We start from the raw sequence: 16,113 nt of genomic DNA, 5'->3' as shown, positions 1-16,113 counted from the left end.
TGAAGTACATATTTTAATATGATCAATTCTGGGGATTTGGCAGCATTACCAGCCTTTGTATACTGCCAATCAAATGTGCTGTATGATTGCTTGTATATAATATCTATTTTTTCTAGATGTATTAGCCAATCACTAAGTATTTGTCCGCCGCACAAAAGGTAAGAGGTCTTGTAAAATCGTCTTGTGGTAGTGTTCTTGGGGATAATGCCCGACATTATTAAGTTTTATTAATTCGGCATCTGGTACAGAATCAGCAAACTTTTGGGCTACATCTACACTTAACCAAGGGTCGATCATTCCCCACTGAATCAGAATAGGTTGTTGCCATTTTTGAAAGCCAGATTCTATTTCTGACATGGCTTGGTCTAGTTGCAAATTGCGAACAGTGGCGAGGAGACTCCGCCCGGCTGTGGAAGCCTTTAAAAATGGTTTACGATAGATATCTAAGTCTTTATCTTCGATGCGGTAACGACTCCCACCTTCCAGAGTCCGATCAACTAAAAGTGGGTCTTGGGTCATCATTTCACCAGCCAATGGTAGGCCTAGTTGTTTAATTTTCCAAGGCAATTTGACTGTAGAGGAAATGGGGGTATTTAAAATAGCGATATTCGCAACTTGTTCTGGATGACGCAAGGCATATTGTAAGCCGACAGAACCTAAAAAGCCTTGGACAACTAAAGAAAACCGTTCTAGTTTTAAGGCTTGAACAAATCCTTCTAAGGACGTAATAAATTTATCTGGTGTGTAAGCAAAGTCCCATTTTTCGGGTTGGGCGGAGAAACCATAACCAATCCAATCCGGTGCGATCGCTCTATTTCCCTGACTTCCTAAAGCGGGCATAATATTACGCCAACTGTAACTTTGTGATACTAAACCGTGTAGTAATAATACAGGTAATAAATCTGTTCTGCCAATGGGTTCACACTCACGATAGAACCATTGTAGAGAATCAACTGTGATTTTATGTTCTGTTAAAGACAAGATATTTTCCTAATAAAACGCCAAAAGACTAAAAGCTATTTTTTATAATCGTTAGGATATCATCTCACGAATTGCGGCAGCTGTGGCTGGTGCGAGTAAAACACCATTGCGGTAATGTGCAGTAGCGAGGAGAACATTGGTAAATCCTGAGAGTTTTTCAATAACTGGTGCGGGACGACCTTCGGGACGGGGGCGTAAACCTGACCAAGTGCGGATTATTTCGGCTGGGGCTAAATCTGGACAAAATGCGATCGCCTGATGCCAAACTTTCTGGAATAATTCCTCACTAGGTGGAATCTCATCGCCATTACTAGAAAACTCCACCGTTGCACCCACCCAATAATTACCACCCCCAACAGGGACAATATGTACATCATTACCTGTAACCACTGGCTGAAAATCAAGATTACCTAATGGTTGTTCCAAACGTACTTGTAAAGCTTGTCCCAACACCGGACGAATCTCAACCACTTGGTTTAACTGGGCTGTCAGAGGTGTAGAACCAAGTCCCGCAGATATCACCACCCAATCAGCCGCAATTTTGCCCTCTGTAGTTTCCACTGTAATAGAGTTGTTAGTTGGTGAAATCCCCAAAACATTCACACCAAATTTGCCAGCGACTCCATTGTGTTGCGCCGCCTCAGCTAAAGCTAAAGTCAAAGTAGTGGGATTCAGTTGACGGTCTTGAGGAGAATAAACCGCCCTAGTAATATTGGCGATCGCAATTTGCGGACAATAATTTTTGAGTTTGGCTGTATCCCAAAGTTCCAACTTCCAGCCCTGAGACTGGCGGACTGCGGCCAGATTTTCCCATCGGGCTAAGTTATCTTCCTCCCCCAACAGACTCACAATACCTTGGCGGTTAAAAGGGATTTTGCGCCCTGTGATGGCTTCTAACTCCGGAATTAAGGTTTCATAACGTTGAAGGCTAGTTTCTCGCCTCCGCCATGCTTGACCTTTGATTTTCTGACTAATCACCCCCATTAAAACCCCCAGAGCAGCCCCTGTGGAAGCTTGGGCGGGTGGTTGACGGTCGATGACTGTGATTTTGAGGTTTTTAACTAAACTAAGTTCATAGGCTATGGTAGCCCCCACGATACCACAACCGATGATGACTACATGACTCATTGTTTTTGGGAGAATTGAGAATAAACCACAAATGCACACAGATATTTTATCGATCTCTATCTGTGGTTTCTTACTTAACTATCGTGGTGGAATTTAGGGCAGATCAGTGTTATTAGCCGGGAAAAATTCCTGCTGTTTCAACCCAAAAATATTAGCTACCAAAGAGTTAGGAAAACTCTGAATTTTTTGATTATGAGCTTGTACGGCTTGGTTATAACGCATCCGTTCCACAGCGAGACGATTTTCAGTCCCGGTTATTTCATACTGGAGATTAGTAAATAATTGGCTAGATTGCAATTGGGTATTAGCAGCCGCATTTTTCGTAAAACTCCCAATTGCTTGATTAATTTGGGCAATAGCATCAGCTTTTTTTTCAGGAGTTTCTGCTTGTAAGTAAGCTTGACGCGATCGCTCTAATAAATCAACCAACTCTTTTTCTCGTTGAGCATTACCTTGTGTGACATTGACCAGATTGGGAATTAAATTAGCGCGGCGCTGGAGTTGATTTTCTACTTGCGCCCAGGCTGCATCCACTTTATGTTTACTGTTTTGAATTGAGTTGTAAGTCCAGCCAGTCCAAACAGCAAATACTGCTACCATACCTGCGCCAGTCATCAAAACTTTTTGACGAAATTTGGCTGACTTTTTTTGTGCTGCTTGTTTTTCTTGTTCTCGTTTTTTAACATCTTGAATTGCTTGCTGAATAAATTCCACAGGAATATCAACTTCTTCTCCTGCGGCTACTAACTCAGCAGAGGAATAACCTTGGCTGTGATTCGCATAATAGCGCGAAGCTAACTCCAGCACCTCCGGCGCAATTTCTTCGGGAATTCTTCCTTCTTGATTGTTCATCATATTTACCAACTACCACCAGCACCACCGCCACCACTACTACCGCCACCAAAATCTCCACCTCCACTATAACCGCCACCGTAACTACCGCCACCACTACTACCGCCACCACTACTACCGCCACTGCCACTACTACCCAGAGGAGGTGGGGGAGGTGGAGGAGGTAAACGGGGAATTTTTTCTTCCATTTCGTTGTGATAATTACAACAATAGCAGTGATCAACAATCAGTCGTTTTCCCGAACGATATTGCGTAGGTTGTTTAATAGTTTTCTCAGTGCGAATAACAGTCAATTCTTGACAATGTGGGCATTTTTTAAATTGACGTGATTTACTTTCCTGAGCAACCAGATGAAATCCCTGACCTGTTTGCTGGCTACAATGAATACATTTCCAGCCCTCAAAATTGACGCTACCTATATTTTGTGCTACTTTTTCCTGTTTATTTAGATGTGGCTCAATTACGGTTGCGTTTACTTTTTCCATCGGCTGTTGACAATCAGCACACAAAAAACTGTAATTGCCTTGTTTTTTACGTGTACGCCCTTCTGGTTTAATTAGGCTTTTCACAGGGCGGTTGACGAGAAAAACAACACTTCCTATTGCTAATACCCCACCCCCTACTAATCCAGCCATTAGTCCCCATCTGGAGTTATTAGCCGTCGTCACTTCTGTTGTGGGTAGAGTAGCAGCTTGAGCAGGAGTTGTGGGTAGAGTAGCAGCTTGAGTAGGATCTGATCCTAAAACCAATACCAGCGCCTTAGTTCCCGCTAGCGTCCCACCTGCAAAATCACCTTTTTTAAATTCCGGGGTAATTTGAGTACTGATAATGTTGCCGACTTTGGCATCAGGTAGAATGGCTTCAATCCCGTAACCTGTTTCTATTTCGACGCGGCGATCGCCTACTGAGATTAAGAATAATACGCCATTATCTTCTCCTTCTTTACCAATCCCCCAATAATTGAATAATTCCGTCGTAAATTCTTTTGGTGAAGCGGCCGGTGCTGTTTGTGGTACTGTGACTACAGAAATTTCTGTCCCATTTTTCGCCTCTAAATCAGCAATCATCTGATTCATTTGGGCTTCTGTTTCATCGTTGAGGACATCTGCCATATCAGTTACCCAACTCCCCGATACTTGTCGAGGATTCGGTACTTCTTCCACTGTCAAGGCGAAACTAGATAAGGGAGAAAGGACTATAGATGCAGAAAATATACTCAGCCAAAAATTTTGTTTTGGTTTTAGGAAACTTAATTTCATATTTTCCTCTATCAGACATAAGTCTAAATTGATTGCTAATTAATGAATCAATTCATAGATGAGGCATTACGGACAAGATGCTAAAAATAATCAGAGTATAAATAAAGGGTAGAGATATAAAAACTTTCCCCCTACCCATCGAAACTAGTTACTTAAATTGCTTATGCTTCTCCATTTGTATCAGGAAGCAGTTGGAAGAATTTATCAATGTCTTGGATCGCTGCTTGGTAGTTACTCAAAGCCGATTGAGTATTACTGTCTACCGCAGCTTGATCAATTTTCACCAAGTCGTTTAATAAATCTCTGTTAATTTGACGTGCTGTCTTTTGGTCATTGGGTAAGAGGTTGGGAATGATATAAGTCATGCTTGACCTAGCTTCGGTCATAGGACCATGTATAAAATTATTGACATCAATCCAATCCTTTTTGTTGATTAGGGTTTTCAGTTCTCCAGCGCGATCGCGCACAGTCTGGATTTTCGGAACGTATTCCCCAATTCTCTCCAGTTGAGTGGCTGTGTAAGTGGGAGGTGCAACTGTGACGCTAGGGCTACCACAACTGATGAGGAATGTTGCCAATAATACTAAAAGCAGAGAAAAAATCGAGCGGTGACGCATCATAAAATCAACTTAATCTGTTTTGTGTATGGGGATTTACAGTGTAATTTTAGATCGCTGCGGTGATCTATCGTTCTACTTAACAACGGATTTTTGTGAAAATCCTAGTTATAGAGGGAATATTTTCGGTAAAAAAACTAGTGACTGTGGGTGTTGCGGATAAAATTCAGTATAATTACTCAAGATAAGTCTTTTAATTCTCAAAACAGCTAAATTGTGAGGAAAGCATAATTTTATATTTGCGAAACTTCAACGGTGTTGATAAGCTAAAACACCAATATAATCAGCTTTCTGGCGGTTTTTTGTCGTCAAATTCCCTCTAGATGGGCAAAATGTAGGAGTGTTTTTTCGTGAATGCATCTGAACAAGCTACAAACCTTGAACTCGCCAGCAAGATTGCTACGGTAGTGAATTTGTTTAAATTCGAGTTTCCTGATGCTAAATCGGATCTCAAACCCTGGAAGGATGACCCAGAAACCAGGGATTTACTAGATCCAGATTCTATAGATATCGGTTTTCACTTTCCGGGAATCAGTAAATCTTGGCGTAGTCGCAGTATTTTAATTCAAATCCGCTTTTACCAAGACCCCATAAATCAGTCACGGCGTGCTATTGGTTTAGAAGTGGCTGGATTTGACCATCGCGGTGAGGCTTGGCGATTGTCTACTGTGGAAAACTGGAGTTTTTTGGGAATGTGTGAACCTGCGCCCCAAGTTGGGGAAAAACTCAAGGAAATTTGTCGCCACATTTTAGATGTATTTAATCAAGAAAGTATTTAATCTGGGTTGCTCAAACACCTCAAGGGTTGAGAAAAACGTTAATTAAATTCACAAATCGACTCCGGTTTAACAGGACAGGTTTGGTTTGCGATCGGGTTATTTTTAATATCCAGAACCTTCAAATTAGTCAGCGCTGATAATGGCTGGATTTCACTGATTTCATTGGAGTCGAGGAAGAGAACAGTCAAATTAGTCAGCGTCGATAATGGCTGGATTTCACTAATTTTATTGGAGTTGAGCCAGAGATAAATCAAATTAGTCAGCGCCGATAATGGTTGGATTTCACTGATTTCATTGGACTCAAGCTTGAGAACAATCAAATTAGTCAGGGCTGATAATGGTTGGATTTCACTAATTTTATTGGAGGTAAGGCTGAGAACAGTCAAATTAGTCAGGGCTGATAATGGCTGGATATCTCTGATTTCATTGGAATCGAGGCTGAGAGAAGTCAAATTAGTCAGGGCTGATAATGGCTGGATATCTCTGATTTCATTGAATTCGAGGCTAAGATCAGTCAAATTAGTCAGCGCCGATAATGGCTGAATTTCACTAATTTTATTGGAGGTAAGGCTGAGATTAGTCAAATTAATCAGCGCCGATAATGGCTGGATATCTCTGATTTCATTGGAGCCGAGATTGAGAACAGTCAAATTAGTTAGTGCCGATAATGGCTGGATATCTCTGATTTCATTGGAGCCGAGCGTGAGATCAGTCAAATTAGTCAGCGCCGATAATGGCTGGATATCTCTGATTTCATTGGAGTTGAGCCTGAGAGAAGTCAGCTTGGTAAGCTTTTCGTTAGCCTGTTGGCAATTTTGAGTATTAGCCTGTTCTAACAGGCTCTCAACTGTATGTCTTGTTTCTGGAGATAAAGTTGATTTTTGCTGACACCAATCGCTAAAGCTTTTAGGAGTTACGAAACGAGCCATAACAGTCTTTGTGTATAGTGCCAACGTAGTACCAATTATTAAACCAATTATTAGGGAAAATTTTATTTTCATAAATTATAGGACTTACGCATAATCTACGTTTTCTTGGCGTTCTTGGCGGCTTGGCGGTTCGATAAATCAAGATTTTTGGCAATTGTTGCGTAAGTCCTGAATTACTTTAAGTTTTGGGGTAGGACAAAGAAAATTGCAAATCAGAAAACCCGAAATAACTTAATATCAGGAGAAAGTCGAAGTTAGAGAATTTATTTCTGGGTAATCCCAAAAGCCGTAATTATTGGTAATGCTCTGGTTTACAGCTACCATCGACACAATAAGCTGATTGATAGGTACTTGTACGCTTGCCAAAAAGAGTATAGCGGTTGTCGCGGATTTGTTCATAAAAGCGATCGCCTACCCATTTCATCCCAGGTAACGCCCGATAAGCTTCCACGAATATATTTCCCATCGGTAATAATCGCCCAATTTCCTCAGCCGCATCACTACCTTGCCAACGTTGTTGGGGTGTATTAGCATCAATTAAAATCATTCCCTGTTCGCAAGCTTGGGGTGTGACTCCCCACTGTGACAATGTTTCCTGATCTTGCATGGGGGCGTAGCGAAACAATTTTCCTTGGTCTAATTTCTCTAGCAACTGCACTAAGGTGACGCAGAGATTGCAGTTTCCGTCGTAAATAACATAGTAATTCATGAAAATAATATTTCTATGGGTATAGTTTAAAATTTACAATACCCGGAGGAAGAGAGTCAAATTTAACTGGCTTGTGGCGCTGATTTTTGTATGATTAAATAATTGGCGTAAGCTTTTCTGAGTAGGGACTTGACAGCTATCAACAGCGATTATATTTGACCATTCTAATTGAGAATATTTAGCTAATCTAAAGATTATATATAAAGACAATAATTCATGGAGACATAAATGCCATCTACCCAGAGAGAGTTACAAAAACTTAGCTAATATTTGTAGACTATTTGTGTCGCTGAAATAAACGTAGAATTTTGACTAATAACAACACACTTACATCACGCCTTTATCCTACCCGCATTGATATTCCTGCGGAAAAGAGAAAGCAAATTGTGGTAATTCTCAATCAAACCTTAGCTGCTACTGCGGATTTAAAAACCCAAGCCAAGCAAGCACACTGGAACGTGAAGGGAAAAGACTTCTTTCAGTTGCATGAATTGTTTGATGAACTGGCGGGGGAATTAGAAGAATACGTTGATATGGTCGCCGAACGGGTGACAGCTTTGGGTGGTTACGCATTAGGAACTGCAAGGGCTGCGGCTAGTAATTCCATATTGCCAGAATATCCCTTTGATATTTTAGAGGGTAAAGATCATGTTGCCGCTTTAGCAGATCGTTTTGCAGCCTATGGTAAACATATCAGAGATGCGATCGCTCAAACGGATAACTTAGGCGATGCTGACACCGCCGACCTCTACACCGAAATTTCCCGCACCATTGACAAACGACTCTGGTTCTTAGATGCTCATTTACAAGTAGCAGAAGTCAAGGGTGAAAATGGTACAGCTAGTAATACTCAAAAAACAGCCGTACTTCGCTAAGTATTCTTCCTCAAATCAAGGCTGAAATTTCTCAATTGTCTTGATTGCTAAAAAGACATAAGCTTCCAAACTCCAGTTTTGCTACAGACTGGGGTTTTTGGCTATTCTGGATAACTGCGTAGTAACTTTTTGGTAACTACATTACTTTTTAGTGCGTACTTTTCATTAGTAGGAATATATTTTATATTGAACTAAGTTAAGTCAAATAATTGATTTCTGCAACCAACTAATAAAAAAGTAGATTGCCTGATTTCACAAGTAATAATAAGGAAATAATCTTATGTCTCAAAACACAATTAACTACCTAATTCACGATAGAAACGCTCGTGGTCACGCTGAGTTTGGCTGGCTTGATAGTTATCATACATTTTCCTTTGGCAATTTTTACGACCGCGATCGCATGGGATTTCGTACCCTGCGAGTAATTAATGATGACCGCATCGCCCCTGGTGGTGGATTTCCTACCCACAGTCACCGCGATATGGAAATCCTCACCTATGTATTATCAGGAGCAGTGGAGCATAAAGACAGCTTGGGTACTGGTTCCATAATTCGCCCTGGTGATGCACAGATTATGAGTGCGGGAACTGGAATTTCTCACAGTGAATTTAACCCCTCACAAACCGAGCCACTGCACTTATTGCAAATTTGGATTTTACCCAATAAGCAAGGAATAGCACCCAGGTATGAACAAAAATCATTTACTGTAGAACAAAAGCGCGGTCAACTACGCTTAATTGCGGCTAAAGATGGGCGTGATGGTGCAGTGACAATTCACCAAGATGTAGATTTATATGCGTCTATTTTAGAGGCTGGTGATGTTGTGAATTATCACGTTAAACCTGAGCGTTATGCTTGGTTACAAATTGCTGAAGGTGTCGCAAATTTGAATGGTGAGGAACTCAGAGCCGGTGATGGGGTGCAAATTAGTGGGGAAGAAAAACTGCAAATTAGTACCGACATTAGCACAGAGTTTTTACTTTTTGATTTGGGTTAATCGGGATTAAGAATTTCCTCCAAAATCGTAGGGTGGGTTAGCGACAGCGTAACCCACTATTATCTATTAAACTACACAAAAACAAACTTGAGTAATTTTACTTTATCTCAATCTTTAGTTATAAACAAAAATTATTTCTTAACTTTCCGTCTAAACTATTTAAGCAATTTTATAGTAAATCTTGGTTTCTTTTTAAAGCTTTCTTTAAATATTTAATTGATTTTTCCAAATTTTTGATTTCTTCCTTATTTTTCTCCTTGTCAATAAGTAAATCATCTAGTTTATCTTCAAGTGAGTGAATAAATTGTCTTTGGAGTTTAATGACTTCCCTAGCTAAAGGAAGTTCTTTTTCAATAAAGACAATTTCTCGAAAAATTACTTCCAGTTTAGCTGCTTGTACGAGAGCAGAATCTGGGGCTTGAGCAAATAAAGCGCTAATACCAGCACTAGCACTAGCACTAGCACCAGCGCCAAGAATTGCACCACCAGCAACAAGTACTGTAAAACCTCCAGCCATACCAAAACCACCTACTGCAATAGCACCTCCTCCAAGAGCTGCTAAAACGGCTGATACTGCTGCTGCACCAGATAAACCGGGTGCTAGTATGGGTGCTAGTAGATATGCTATTGCGGGAGTAAAAAATGCTGATGTCACTGCCAATACAACTGCGCCTACCAAAATCCAAGGATTAAAACCATTTTCATCTTTAATTCCTTTAATTGCTTCCTTATAATTAGACTTCAAACGCCTAATAATTTCAGAATCTTTATCTAGTATTCTGGCAAAAGACTTTAACTTTCTTATTAATTCATCTTCATTAAATCCTAAATATTTAAATTTTTCATCATCATCATGCCCAAGTAAATAATATGCTTTAAACAGAGTAAGTTCTAGTAAAATATTATATGAAGTCAACTTGCTTCCTGATTCATTTATATGTTCTTTTGCTTGCATTTTAAGTGAATCAAAATCATTAGTTATTTTTAGCGTATCATTAGGAAAGTTCTCTTTCAAGAAAAGTTCTATTGACTCTTGCCAGCAAGACAACCATCTATTTTTCTGGTATTTCTTATGTAAATCTTTCTCAATTATGATATCTGCTAAAACTAGATGGTATTGAAAAATAAACATTATTAGTGTTTGTCTTGCATTTAAGCTAAATTCTTCCATGATTAAATACTTTTTAAAAGTTAGTACAGTATAAGTATCTTACTTGTTAAAATATACCATAACTATATTAATAGCAGAAATACTTGTTGTATATTTTACTACTAGTGACATCTGCCGTACACTACTCTTACTTGTTCTAAAAAGAGTTTAGGAAGTTATCCCAGTGTTCTATAAGTTCTATTTCAGAAGCGGATTCATCACTTTCTGGAGGGTTTTCTTGTTGATATTTTAAATATTCTTCTGCTGTAGGAGTCAAAACTTCATTTGACTGAGATTCATCCAGGTTATTTATTTGCGATAGTATTTCTATTTTTTCTAAATTCTCCCTACTATTTTCTCCCAACAATCGCCTCAATCTTTCATCTATTGGATGGATCTTCTTTATTCTTTCTTCAAGAAATCCAAGAGTTAAATCAGAGTAGTATGGGTAGAAATAATCATTTTTTATAAAGTCAAAAACCGAGCGACCCCAAAAGCTCTCTACCAAAGGATCTAATAGTTGAAGCGAATAGAGCAAAGTTAGATCATCTGGTGCCTTTTCTGTGTTCGTTGTTGAAAGGTGAATAATTTGATTCCTTAATTTACCAAATTCTTGATACTGTTTAAGTCGCTCAATTTTAATTCCAGTCGTTGCCCAAAGTCTACTAGGTAACTCTGAGTAGCTTAAAGTGCGTCCTTTTTCAAGTAGTTCAATTAGCCCAAGAGTATCGTTAGACTTTTCGTCTAAAGTGGGCAATTGGGAGAAAATCAATAGTGGATGTTCTTGAGCAATTCTAGCTTTTAAAAGTATTTCTGCTGCATGAGCCGTATGTACTACACACATAAGCTTATCATTGTGAACCGCTTCCATAAATGCGTCACGGAAAAGAAGCATCCCCGTTTTTCTCATATTCCGGGGAACATCTCTCATAGATTGATCCATATTTTTCGGAGTAATACCATTGTTATTCACCTAGTTTAGCCACAAACAATTAAGATCAGTGTGATTGCTATAAATATTTGGGTAGGGGTTTGAGAATGATAGCTACACTAGGAGTTAACCGAAACATAATCTAGGAACCGCAGAGATAGAATGTCTAAAAAGCGTAATTCACCAGACCCAATTGAGCTTTTCCCCTCCCAAAGTCCCTATAAATCAGAAAACTGGCAGGAGATAGTGGCGCAGGTGGGGTATCGCTTTAACCGACAGTACCAACAGCAAGATTTGGAATTACCCGCAGAATTACAGGAAATGCCCATTTATCAAGAATGGGTGTCTGGTCTGTTGTCGGGGAGAATTGTTTCTCCTTTTTGGGAAATTGCTCAACCGAAAAAAAACCAGCACTGTTTGGATATTGGCTGTGGTGTCAGCTTGTTAATCTATCCTTGGCGGGATTGGTTAGCATATTTTTATGGACAGGAAATTAGCACCGTGGCGCGGGATACTCTCAATTCTCGTGGACCGCAACTAAATTCTAAGCTGTTCAAAGGTGTGGAATTGGGGCCAGCCCATCAATTAAACTACTCCGCAGACCAATTTGATCTGGCGATCGCCACAGGATTTAGTTGCTATTTTCCCCTAAAATACTGGAGTGCTGTCTTAGTTGAAGTCAAGCGCGTCTTAAAACCAGAAGGATATTTTGTCTTTGACATCCTTAATCCGCAACAGCCTTTAGCAGAAGATTGGGCAGTTTTAGAAACATATCTCGGCGCTGAAGTATTCCTAGAACCTCTAGCTGAGTGGGAAAAAATGATTAAAGCCACTGGTGGAAAAATCGTGGCGAGACAGTCAGGAGAATTATTTGATTTATATAAAGTCAAGTTTTCATAGACAGCTCATTTCTGCCTGAGAACAAGATTTAACATAGCTATCAGGCGATCGCCATCATTAATAATATAGTTAAATTATTGGTTGTGGCAGAAAATGACAAAAAATCTATGGGGTACGACTTTAAAACACTAGCTGACCTTTATAAAAACGCCCTTCTCAATGACGTACTGCCATTTTGGGAAAAAAACTCCCTCGACTGGCAACATGGCGGCTATTTCACCTGTCTTGACCGTGAGGGTCAGGTTTATGACACAGACAAATTTATCTGGTTACAAAATCGCCAAGTGTGGACTTTTTCCATGCTATACAACCAACTGGAAAAGCGGGAAAACTGGTTAAAAATCGCTCAAAATGGGGCTGATTTTCTCGCCCAACATGGCAGAGATACACAAGGGAATTGGTACTTTGCCCTCACTGGTGCAGGTGAACCACTGGTGGAACCCTATAATATATTTTCTGATTGTTTTGCCGCCATGTCATTTAGTCAATATGCCTTAGCTTCTGGGCAAGATTGGGCGAAGGATGTGGCAATGGCAGCTTATAATAATGTCTTGCGCCGCAAAGATAACCCTAAAGGTAAATATAACAAGACTTATCCCGGTACACGCCCCCTGAAATCCTTGGCTGTACCGATGATTTTAGCTAACCTCACCCTAGAAATGGCATGGCTGTTACCCAGTGAAATCCTGGAAAATGTCCTAGCTAGCACTGTTCAGGAAGTAATGACCGATTTTCTCCACCAGGAACAGGGGCTGATGTATGAAAATGTCGCCCCTAATGGTGACCACATTGATTGCTTGGAAGGGCGGTTAATTAATCCTGGTCACGGTATCGAAGCCATGTGGTTTATTATGGATATCGCCCAGCGAACCAACGATACTCAGACTATTAATCAAGCCGTTGATGTGGTGCTAAATATCCTCAATTTTGCCTGGGATAATGAGTACGGCGGGTTATATTACTTTATGGATGCAGATAGTCATCCTCCCCAGCAACTGGAATGGGATCAAAAGTTGTGGTGGGTGCATTTAGAGTCTTTGGTAGCATTAGCAATGGGCTATCGCTTGACCGGGCGTGATGACTGTTGGGAATGGTATGAAAAAATGCACCATTACACTTGGTCACATTTTCCTGATTCAGTATATGGCGAATGGTTCGGCTATCTCAATCGCCGTGGGGAAGTCTTGTTAAATCTCAAAGGTGGTAAATGGAAGGGCTGTTTTCATGTCCCCCGTGCATTGTATCTCTGCTGGCAGCAGTTTGAAGCTTTAGCTTTGAAGGATGTTGGTAAAGTTTAATTTATTAGCGTTGCTGAATCAAAGTATGAAATGCCAAAATTACCATTCTTGTTCTTCATACCTTTGCGCCTTTGCGCCTTTGCGTGAAACAAATTCATATTCTCAATCATCAACGCCAATTTATCCTGACCTGAGAATAATGGGATACTATATCCCCTATTGCTTTTATGTGTATGTGGAGAGTGATGAAAAAAGAGATCAATTTAATTGCTGTAGCCGAACAATTTACGTCTCCAGGTCAGGTTACAGGGATTCAATCCTTGGGAAACGGTAATATTAATGACACTTTTCTGGTAAGTCGGGATTCTCCAGAGAGAAATCATTTTGTGTTGCAACGCATTAATACCCAGGTGTTTCCCCAGCCAGCACTGGTAATGCAGAATATGCAGATTTTAACAGATCATGTTGCCGAACGCCTAAAACGCACCCCAGTAAATCGGCGTTGGGAAATTCCCCGTGTATTATTAACTCCAGATAGTCAAAACCTCTGGCTAGATGAACATGGAGACTATTGGCGGGCTATAAGCTTCGTAGAAAATGCCCAATCATTCGACACCTTACCAGATAATGCACACGCTGCCGAAATTGGCTACGCCTTGGGGATGTTCCATGATCTCATTAGTGATTTACCCCCAGCAAAACTAGTCGATACGTTACCAGGATTTCATATTACACCCCAGTATTTTCAACAGTACCAGCAAGTCTTAGCGACATCTCAGCGTCAGTCATCCCCAGAGCTTAATTATTGCTTAGAATTTGTTAGCGATGCCTACGGCGGCAAGACAATTGCAGATATCTTAGAAAATGCCAAAGCTACAGGGAAATTACCACTACGCCTAATGCACGGCGACCCCAAAATAAATAACGTTTTATTTGATACTGTAACCCAAAAAGCAGTCAGCATCATCGACCTGGACACCGTGAAGCCAGGACTAGTACATTACGACATCGGCGACTGTTTGCGGTCTGCTTGTAATCCAGTGGGAGAAGAAACAGAAAATTGGCAAACGGTTTATTTTGATACAGATATCTGTCAGGTAATTTTACAGGGTTATCTGGATGTCGCCCAAGGGTTTCTCACCCAGTCTGAATATACCTACATTTACCCAGCCATTCGTCTGATTACCTGGGAATTAGGACTAAGATTTTTGACTGATTATTTAGCCGGGGATGTCTACTTTAAAATTAAGTATCCAGAACACAACTTAGCCAGGGCGTTAGTACAGTTTCATCTGACTGCAAGTATCGAATCTCAAGCAGCCAAAATTGAGCAAATTATCGCAGATTTGACATGAAAAATCAGGCATTTACCCTCAAACCCTTTCAGGAATCTCTGCCTAATTTGCAGATTACAGGTAATATTACCCGGTCTGCAAATCAACTTAGCCTCAGTTACCAGCTTGTGGGAGATTTAACACAAGTTGAGATTCCGCCCTTGTCAGATACACCAACACGCAAGTATCAACTCTGGGAAAATACTTGTTTTGAGTTCTTCTTGGGTATTCAAGATGCACCAGATTATTGGGAATTTAACCTTTCCCCCGCCGGACATTGGAATGTGTATCATCTTGATGGCTACCGTCAAGGAATGCAGGAAGAAACCGCTTTTAATATTCTTCCGTTTACTGTCCAGCAGCAATCCGATAGTTTAACCCTGGTTTTAGATGTGGATTTGGGTAAAATCGTCAGGGAAGAACAACAAATTGTAGTAGGAATTACTACCGTAATTAAAGATAAAATCAATAATATTACTTACTGGGCTTTAACTCATTCCGGAGCCGAGGCTGATTTTCATCTGCGAGATAGTTTTATGATTGACCTGTAAACTTAGTAAATCCACAGTAGGGCGATCGCCATCATCGAGTATTCTGATAATAGATAGCGATCGCATACATTCAACTATTTTTCTAAATTCCCCGCGTGTAAACCGCACTCCTTCATAGTCGATTCTTCCCACCACCAACGGCCTTCCCGTTCATGCTGATTAGGTAACACAGGTCTAGTACAAGGTTCACAGCCAATACTCACAAAACCCCGTTCATGCAGTTTATTGTAAGGAACATCTAAAGCCCGGATATATTCCCACACCTGTGCAGAAGACCAATTTGCCAAAGGGTTGAATTTAATTAATTCATGGTCTGGGGTTGAAAAAGCACCATCAACTTCAATCACAGGAATATGGTTGCGTGTACTAGGGCTTTGGTCTTTGCGCTGTCCGGTAATCCAAGCATCCAGAGTATTCAGTTTGCGGCGTAAAGGTCTAACTTTGCGAATTCCACAGCATTCCTTGTGACCATCTTGATAAAAACTAAACAAGCCCTTTTCCTCTACCAAAGCTTGAACTTCCGCAGCATCAGGGAATTGAACCTCTAATTTAATCCCATAATGTTCTCTGACCTGATCCAATAACTGATATGTTTCTGGGTGTAAGCGTCCCGTGTCCAGCGTAAAAACACGGAAGTCTTTAGTAATTTTAGAGGCAAGATCAATCAGAACTACATCCTCAGCACCACTAAAAGAAATGCAGAGATTGTTAAAAGTGTCCAGGGCAAACTTGATAATTTCCCTGGGTGTTTTTTGACTATATTCTGCTTCCAAGGCCGCAATATTTAAATTTGTCGGGGTAGCTACCATTTTTTTATTATTCTCTGTTTCAGCAACCTGAATTTTACCAAGTTTAAGATCCCCTTATCTACACAGGAATCAAC

Annotated in this window: 17 protein-coding genes; 7 read left to right on the top strand and 10 right to left on the bottom strand. The window is 40.4% G+C overall.

Annotation, left to right across the window (positions count from 1 at the left end; translation table 11 throughout):
* Positions 1–132 precede the first annotated feature (132 nt).
* The 5 genes from VB620_RS03850 to psbQ form a co-directional block, all read right to left on the bottom strand.
* Complete coding sequence (locus VB620_RS03850; protein WP_323194823.1) at positions 133–981, bottom strand: alpha/beta fold hydrolase; 849 nt, start codon at positions 979–981, stop codon at positions 133–135.
* Positions 982–1,032: 51 nt separating this feature from the next.
* Entirely contained in the window at positions 1,033–2,109 is a 1,077-nt protein-coding gene (locus tag VB620_RS03845; RefSeq protein ID WP_323194822.1) for an NAD(P)/FAD-dependent oxidoreductase, read from the bottom strand.
* Positions 2,110–2,202: 93 nt separating this feature from the next.
* Positions 2,203–2,964: a LemA family protein gene (locus VB620_RS03840; RefSeq protein ID WP_323194821.1), complete on the bottom strand. Its 762-nt coding sequence runs from the start codon at positions 2,962–2,964 to the stop codon at positions 2,203–2,205.
* Between the two features lie 2 nt (positions 2,965–2,966).
* Complete coding sequence (locus VB620_RS03835; RefSeq protein WP_323194820.1) at positions 2,967–4,220, bottom strand: TPM domain-containing protein; 1,254 nt, start codon at positions 4,218–4,220, stop codon at positions 2,967–2,969.
* 161 nt (positions 4,221–4,381) lie between these two features.
* On the bottom strand, positions 4,382–4,840 hold the full coding sequence (psbQ, locus tag VB620_RS03830) for a photosystem II protein PsbQ (RefSeq protein WP_323194819.1): 459 nt from the start codon (positions 4,838–4,840) through the stop codon (positions 4,382–4,384).
* A gap of 347 nt (positions 4,841–5,187) precedes the next feature.
* Between psbQ and VB620_RS03825 the strand changes: the two genes are divergently transcribed.
* Positions 5,188–5,616 (top strand): hypothetical protein, encoded by a 429-nt coding sequence (locus VB620_RS03825; RefSeq protein WP_323194818.1) that lies wholly within the window; start codon positions 5,188–5,190, stop codon positions 5,614–5,616.
* Positions 5,617–5,654: 38 nt separating this feature from the next.
* On the opposite strand, the gene VB620_RS03820 is transcribed toward VB620_RS03825, so the two are convergent.
* Positions 5,655–6,545, bottom strand: a complete 891-nt coding sequence (locus tag VB620_RS03820) for a leucine-rich repeat domain-containing protein (RefSeq protein WP_323194817.1) — start codon at positions 6,543–6,545, stop codon at positions 5,655–5,657.
* 292 nt (positions 6,546–6,837) lie between these two features.
* The gene (locus tag VB620_RS03815; protein WP_323194816.1) at positions 6,838–7,254 is read right to left on the bottom strand and encodes a thiol-disulfide oxidoreductase DCC family protein; all 417 of its coding nucleotides are present in this window, start codon (positions 7,252–7,254) and stop codon (positions 6,838–6,840) included.
* 308 nt (positions 7,255–7,562) lie between these two features.
* Here VB620_RS03815 and dps point away from each other — a divergent pair, with 308 nt between their 5' ends.
* Entirely contained in the window at positions 7,563–8,129 is a 567-nt protein-coding gene (dps, locus tag VB620_RS03810) for a DNA starvation/stationary phase protection protein Dps (RefSeq protein ID WP_323194815.1), read from the top strand.
* 280 nt (positions 8,130–8,409) lie between these two features.
* Complete coding sequence (locus tag VB620_RS03805; protein WP_323194814.1) at positions 8,410–9,126, top strand: pirin family protein; 717 nt, start codon at positions 8,410–8,412, stop codon at positions 9,124–9,126.
* A gap of 169 nt (positions 9,127–9,295) precedes the next feature.
* Here the strand turns inward: VB620_RS03805 and VB620_RS03800 are convergent, their stop codons facing one another.
* Together VB620_RS03800 and VB620_RS03795 are read right to left on the bottom strand one after the other, a co-directional pair.
* Positions 9,296–10,297 (bottom strand): coiled-coil domain-containing protein, encoded by a 1,002-nt coding sequence (locus VB620_RS03800; RefSeq protein ID WP_323194813.1) that lies wholly within the window; start codon positions 10,295–10,297, stop codon positions 9,296–9,298.
* Between the two features lie 136 nt (positions 10,298–10,433).
* Positions 10,434–11,219 (bottom strand): hypothetical protein, encoded by a 786-nt coding sequence (locus VB620_RS03795; RefSeq protein ID WP_323194812.1) that lies wholly within the window; start codon positions 11,217–11,219, stop codon positions 10,434–10,436.
* Between the two features lie 150 nt (positions 11,220–11,369).
* On the opposite strand from VB620_RS03795, the gene VB620_RS03790 reads away from it, so the two are divergent.
* The 4 genes from VB620_RS03790 to VB620_RS03775 all read left to right on the top strand — a co-directional run bounded on the left by VB620_RS03790 (position 11,370) and on the right by VB620_RS03775 (position 15,230).
* A complete protein-coding gene (locus tag VB620_RS03790) occupies positions 11,370–12,107 on the top strand; it encodes a class I SAM-dependent methyltransferase (protein ID WP_323194811.1) in 738 nt (245 codons plus the stop codon).
* A gap of 107 nt (positions 12,108–12,214) precedes the next feature.
* Entirely contained in the window at positions 12,215–13,405 is a 1,191-nt protein-coding gene (locus VB620_RS03785; RefSeq protein ID WP_323194810.1) for an AGE family epimerase/isomerase, read from the top strand.
* A 185-nt stretch (positions 13,406–13,590) separates the two neighbouring features.
* A complete protein-coding gene (locus VB620_RS03780; RefSeq protein ID WP_323194809.1) occupies positions 13,591–14,700 on the top strand; it encodes a phosphotransferase enzyme family protein in 1,110 nt (369 codons plus the stop codon).
* A complete protein-coding gene (locus VB620_RS03775) occupies positions 14,697–15,230 on the top strand; it encodes a DOMON-like domain-containing protein (RefSeq protein WP_323194808.1) in 534 nt (177 codons plus the stop codon). The genes VB620_RS03780 and VB620_RS03775 overlap by 4 nt, the downstream gene beginning before the upstream one ends.
* 74 nt (positions 15,231–15,304) lie before the next feature.
* Here VB620_RS03775 and VB620_RS03770 read toward each other — a convergent pair whose 3' ends face one another.
* Positions 15,305–16,039: a phosphoadenylyl-sulfate reductase gene (locus tag VB620_RS03770; protein ID WP_323194807.1), complete on the bottom strand. Its 735-nt coding sequence runs from the start codon at positions 16,037–16,039 to the stop codon at positions 15,305–15,307.
* Between the last annotated feature and the right edge of the window lie 74 nt (positions 16,040–16,113).

The sequence above is a fragment of the Nodularia harveyana UHCC-0300 genome (genome assembly GCF_034931085.1).
Taxonomy (GTDB): domain Bacteria; phylum Cyanobacteriota; class Cyanobacteriia; order Cyanobacteriales; family Nostocaceae; genus Nodularia; species Nodularia harveyana.
The sequence above is the reverse complement of the archived record's forward strand: the minus strand, read 5'-3'. Positions and strand labels throughout refer to the sequence as shown.

Bases quoted from the DNA above. Each gene is read 5' to 3' on its own strand.
- VB620_RS03775 (WP_323194808.1), top strand. From the start codon at position 14,697: ATGAAAAATCAGGCATTTACCCTCAAACCCTTTCAGGAATCTCTGCCT.
- psbQ (WP_323194819.1), bottom strand. From the start codon at position 4,840: ATGATGCGTCACCGCTCGATTTTTTCTCTGCTTTTAGTATTATTGGCA.
- VB620_RS03795 (WP_323194812.1), bottom strand. From the start codon at position 11,219: ATGGATCAATCTATGAGAGATGTTCCCCGGAATATGAGAAAAACGGGG.
- VB620_RS03840 (WP_323194821.1), bottom strand. From the start codon at position 2,964: ATGATGAACAATCAAGAAGGAAGAATTCCCGAAGAAATTGCGCCGGAG.
- VB620_RS03780 (WP_323194809.1), top strand. From the start codon at position 13,591: ATGAAAAAAGAGATCAATTTAATTGCTGTAGCCGAACAATTTACGTCT.
- VB620_RS03770 (WP_323194807.1), bottom strand. From the start codon at position 16,039: ATGGTAGCTACCCCGACAAATTTAAATATTGCGGCCTTGGAAGCAGAA.
- VB620_RS03800 (WP_323194813.1), bottom strand. From the start codon at position 10,297: ATGGAAGAATTTAGCTTAAATGCAAGACAAACACTAATAATGTTTATT.
- VB620_RS03845 (WP_323194822.1), bottom strand. From the start codon at position 2,109: ATGAGTCATGTAGTCATCATCGGTTGTGGTATCGTGGGGGCTACCATA.
- VB620_RS03820 (WP_323194817.1), bottom strand. From the start codon at position 6,545: ATGGCTCGTTTCGTAACTCCTAAAAGCTTTAGCGATTGGTGTCAGCAA.
- VB620_RS03815 (WP_323194816.1), bottom strand. From the start codon at position 7,254: ATGAATTACTATGTTATTTACGACGGAAACTGCAATCTCTGCGTCACC.
- VB620_RS03805 (WP_323194814.1), top strand. From the start codon at position 8,410: ATGTCTCAAAACACAATTAACTACCTAATTCACGATAGAAACGCTCGT.
- VB620_RS03785 (WP_323194810.1), top strand. From the start codon at position 12,215: ATGGGGTACGACTTTAAAACACTAGCTGACCTTTATAAAAACGCCCTT.
- VB620_RS03790 (WP_323194811.1), top strand. From the start codon at position 11,370: ATGTCTAAAAAGCGTAATTCACCAGACCCAATTGAGCTTTTCCCCTCC.
- VB620_RS03835 (WP_323194820.1), bottom strand. From the start codon at position 4,220: ATGAAATTAAGTTTCCTAAAACCAAAACAAAATTTTTGGCTGAGTATA.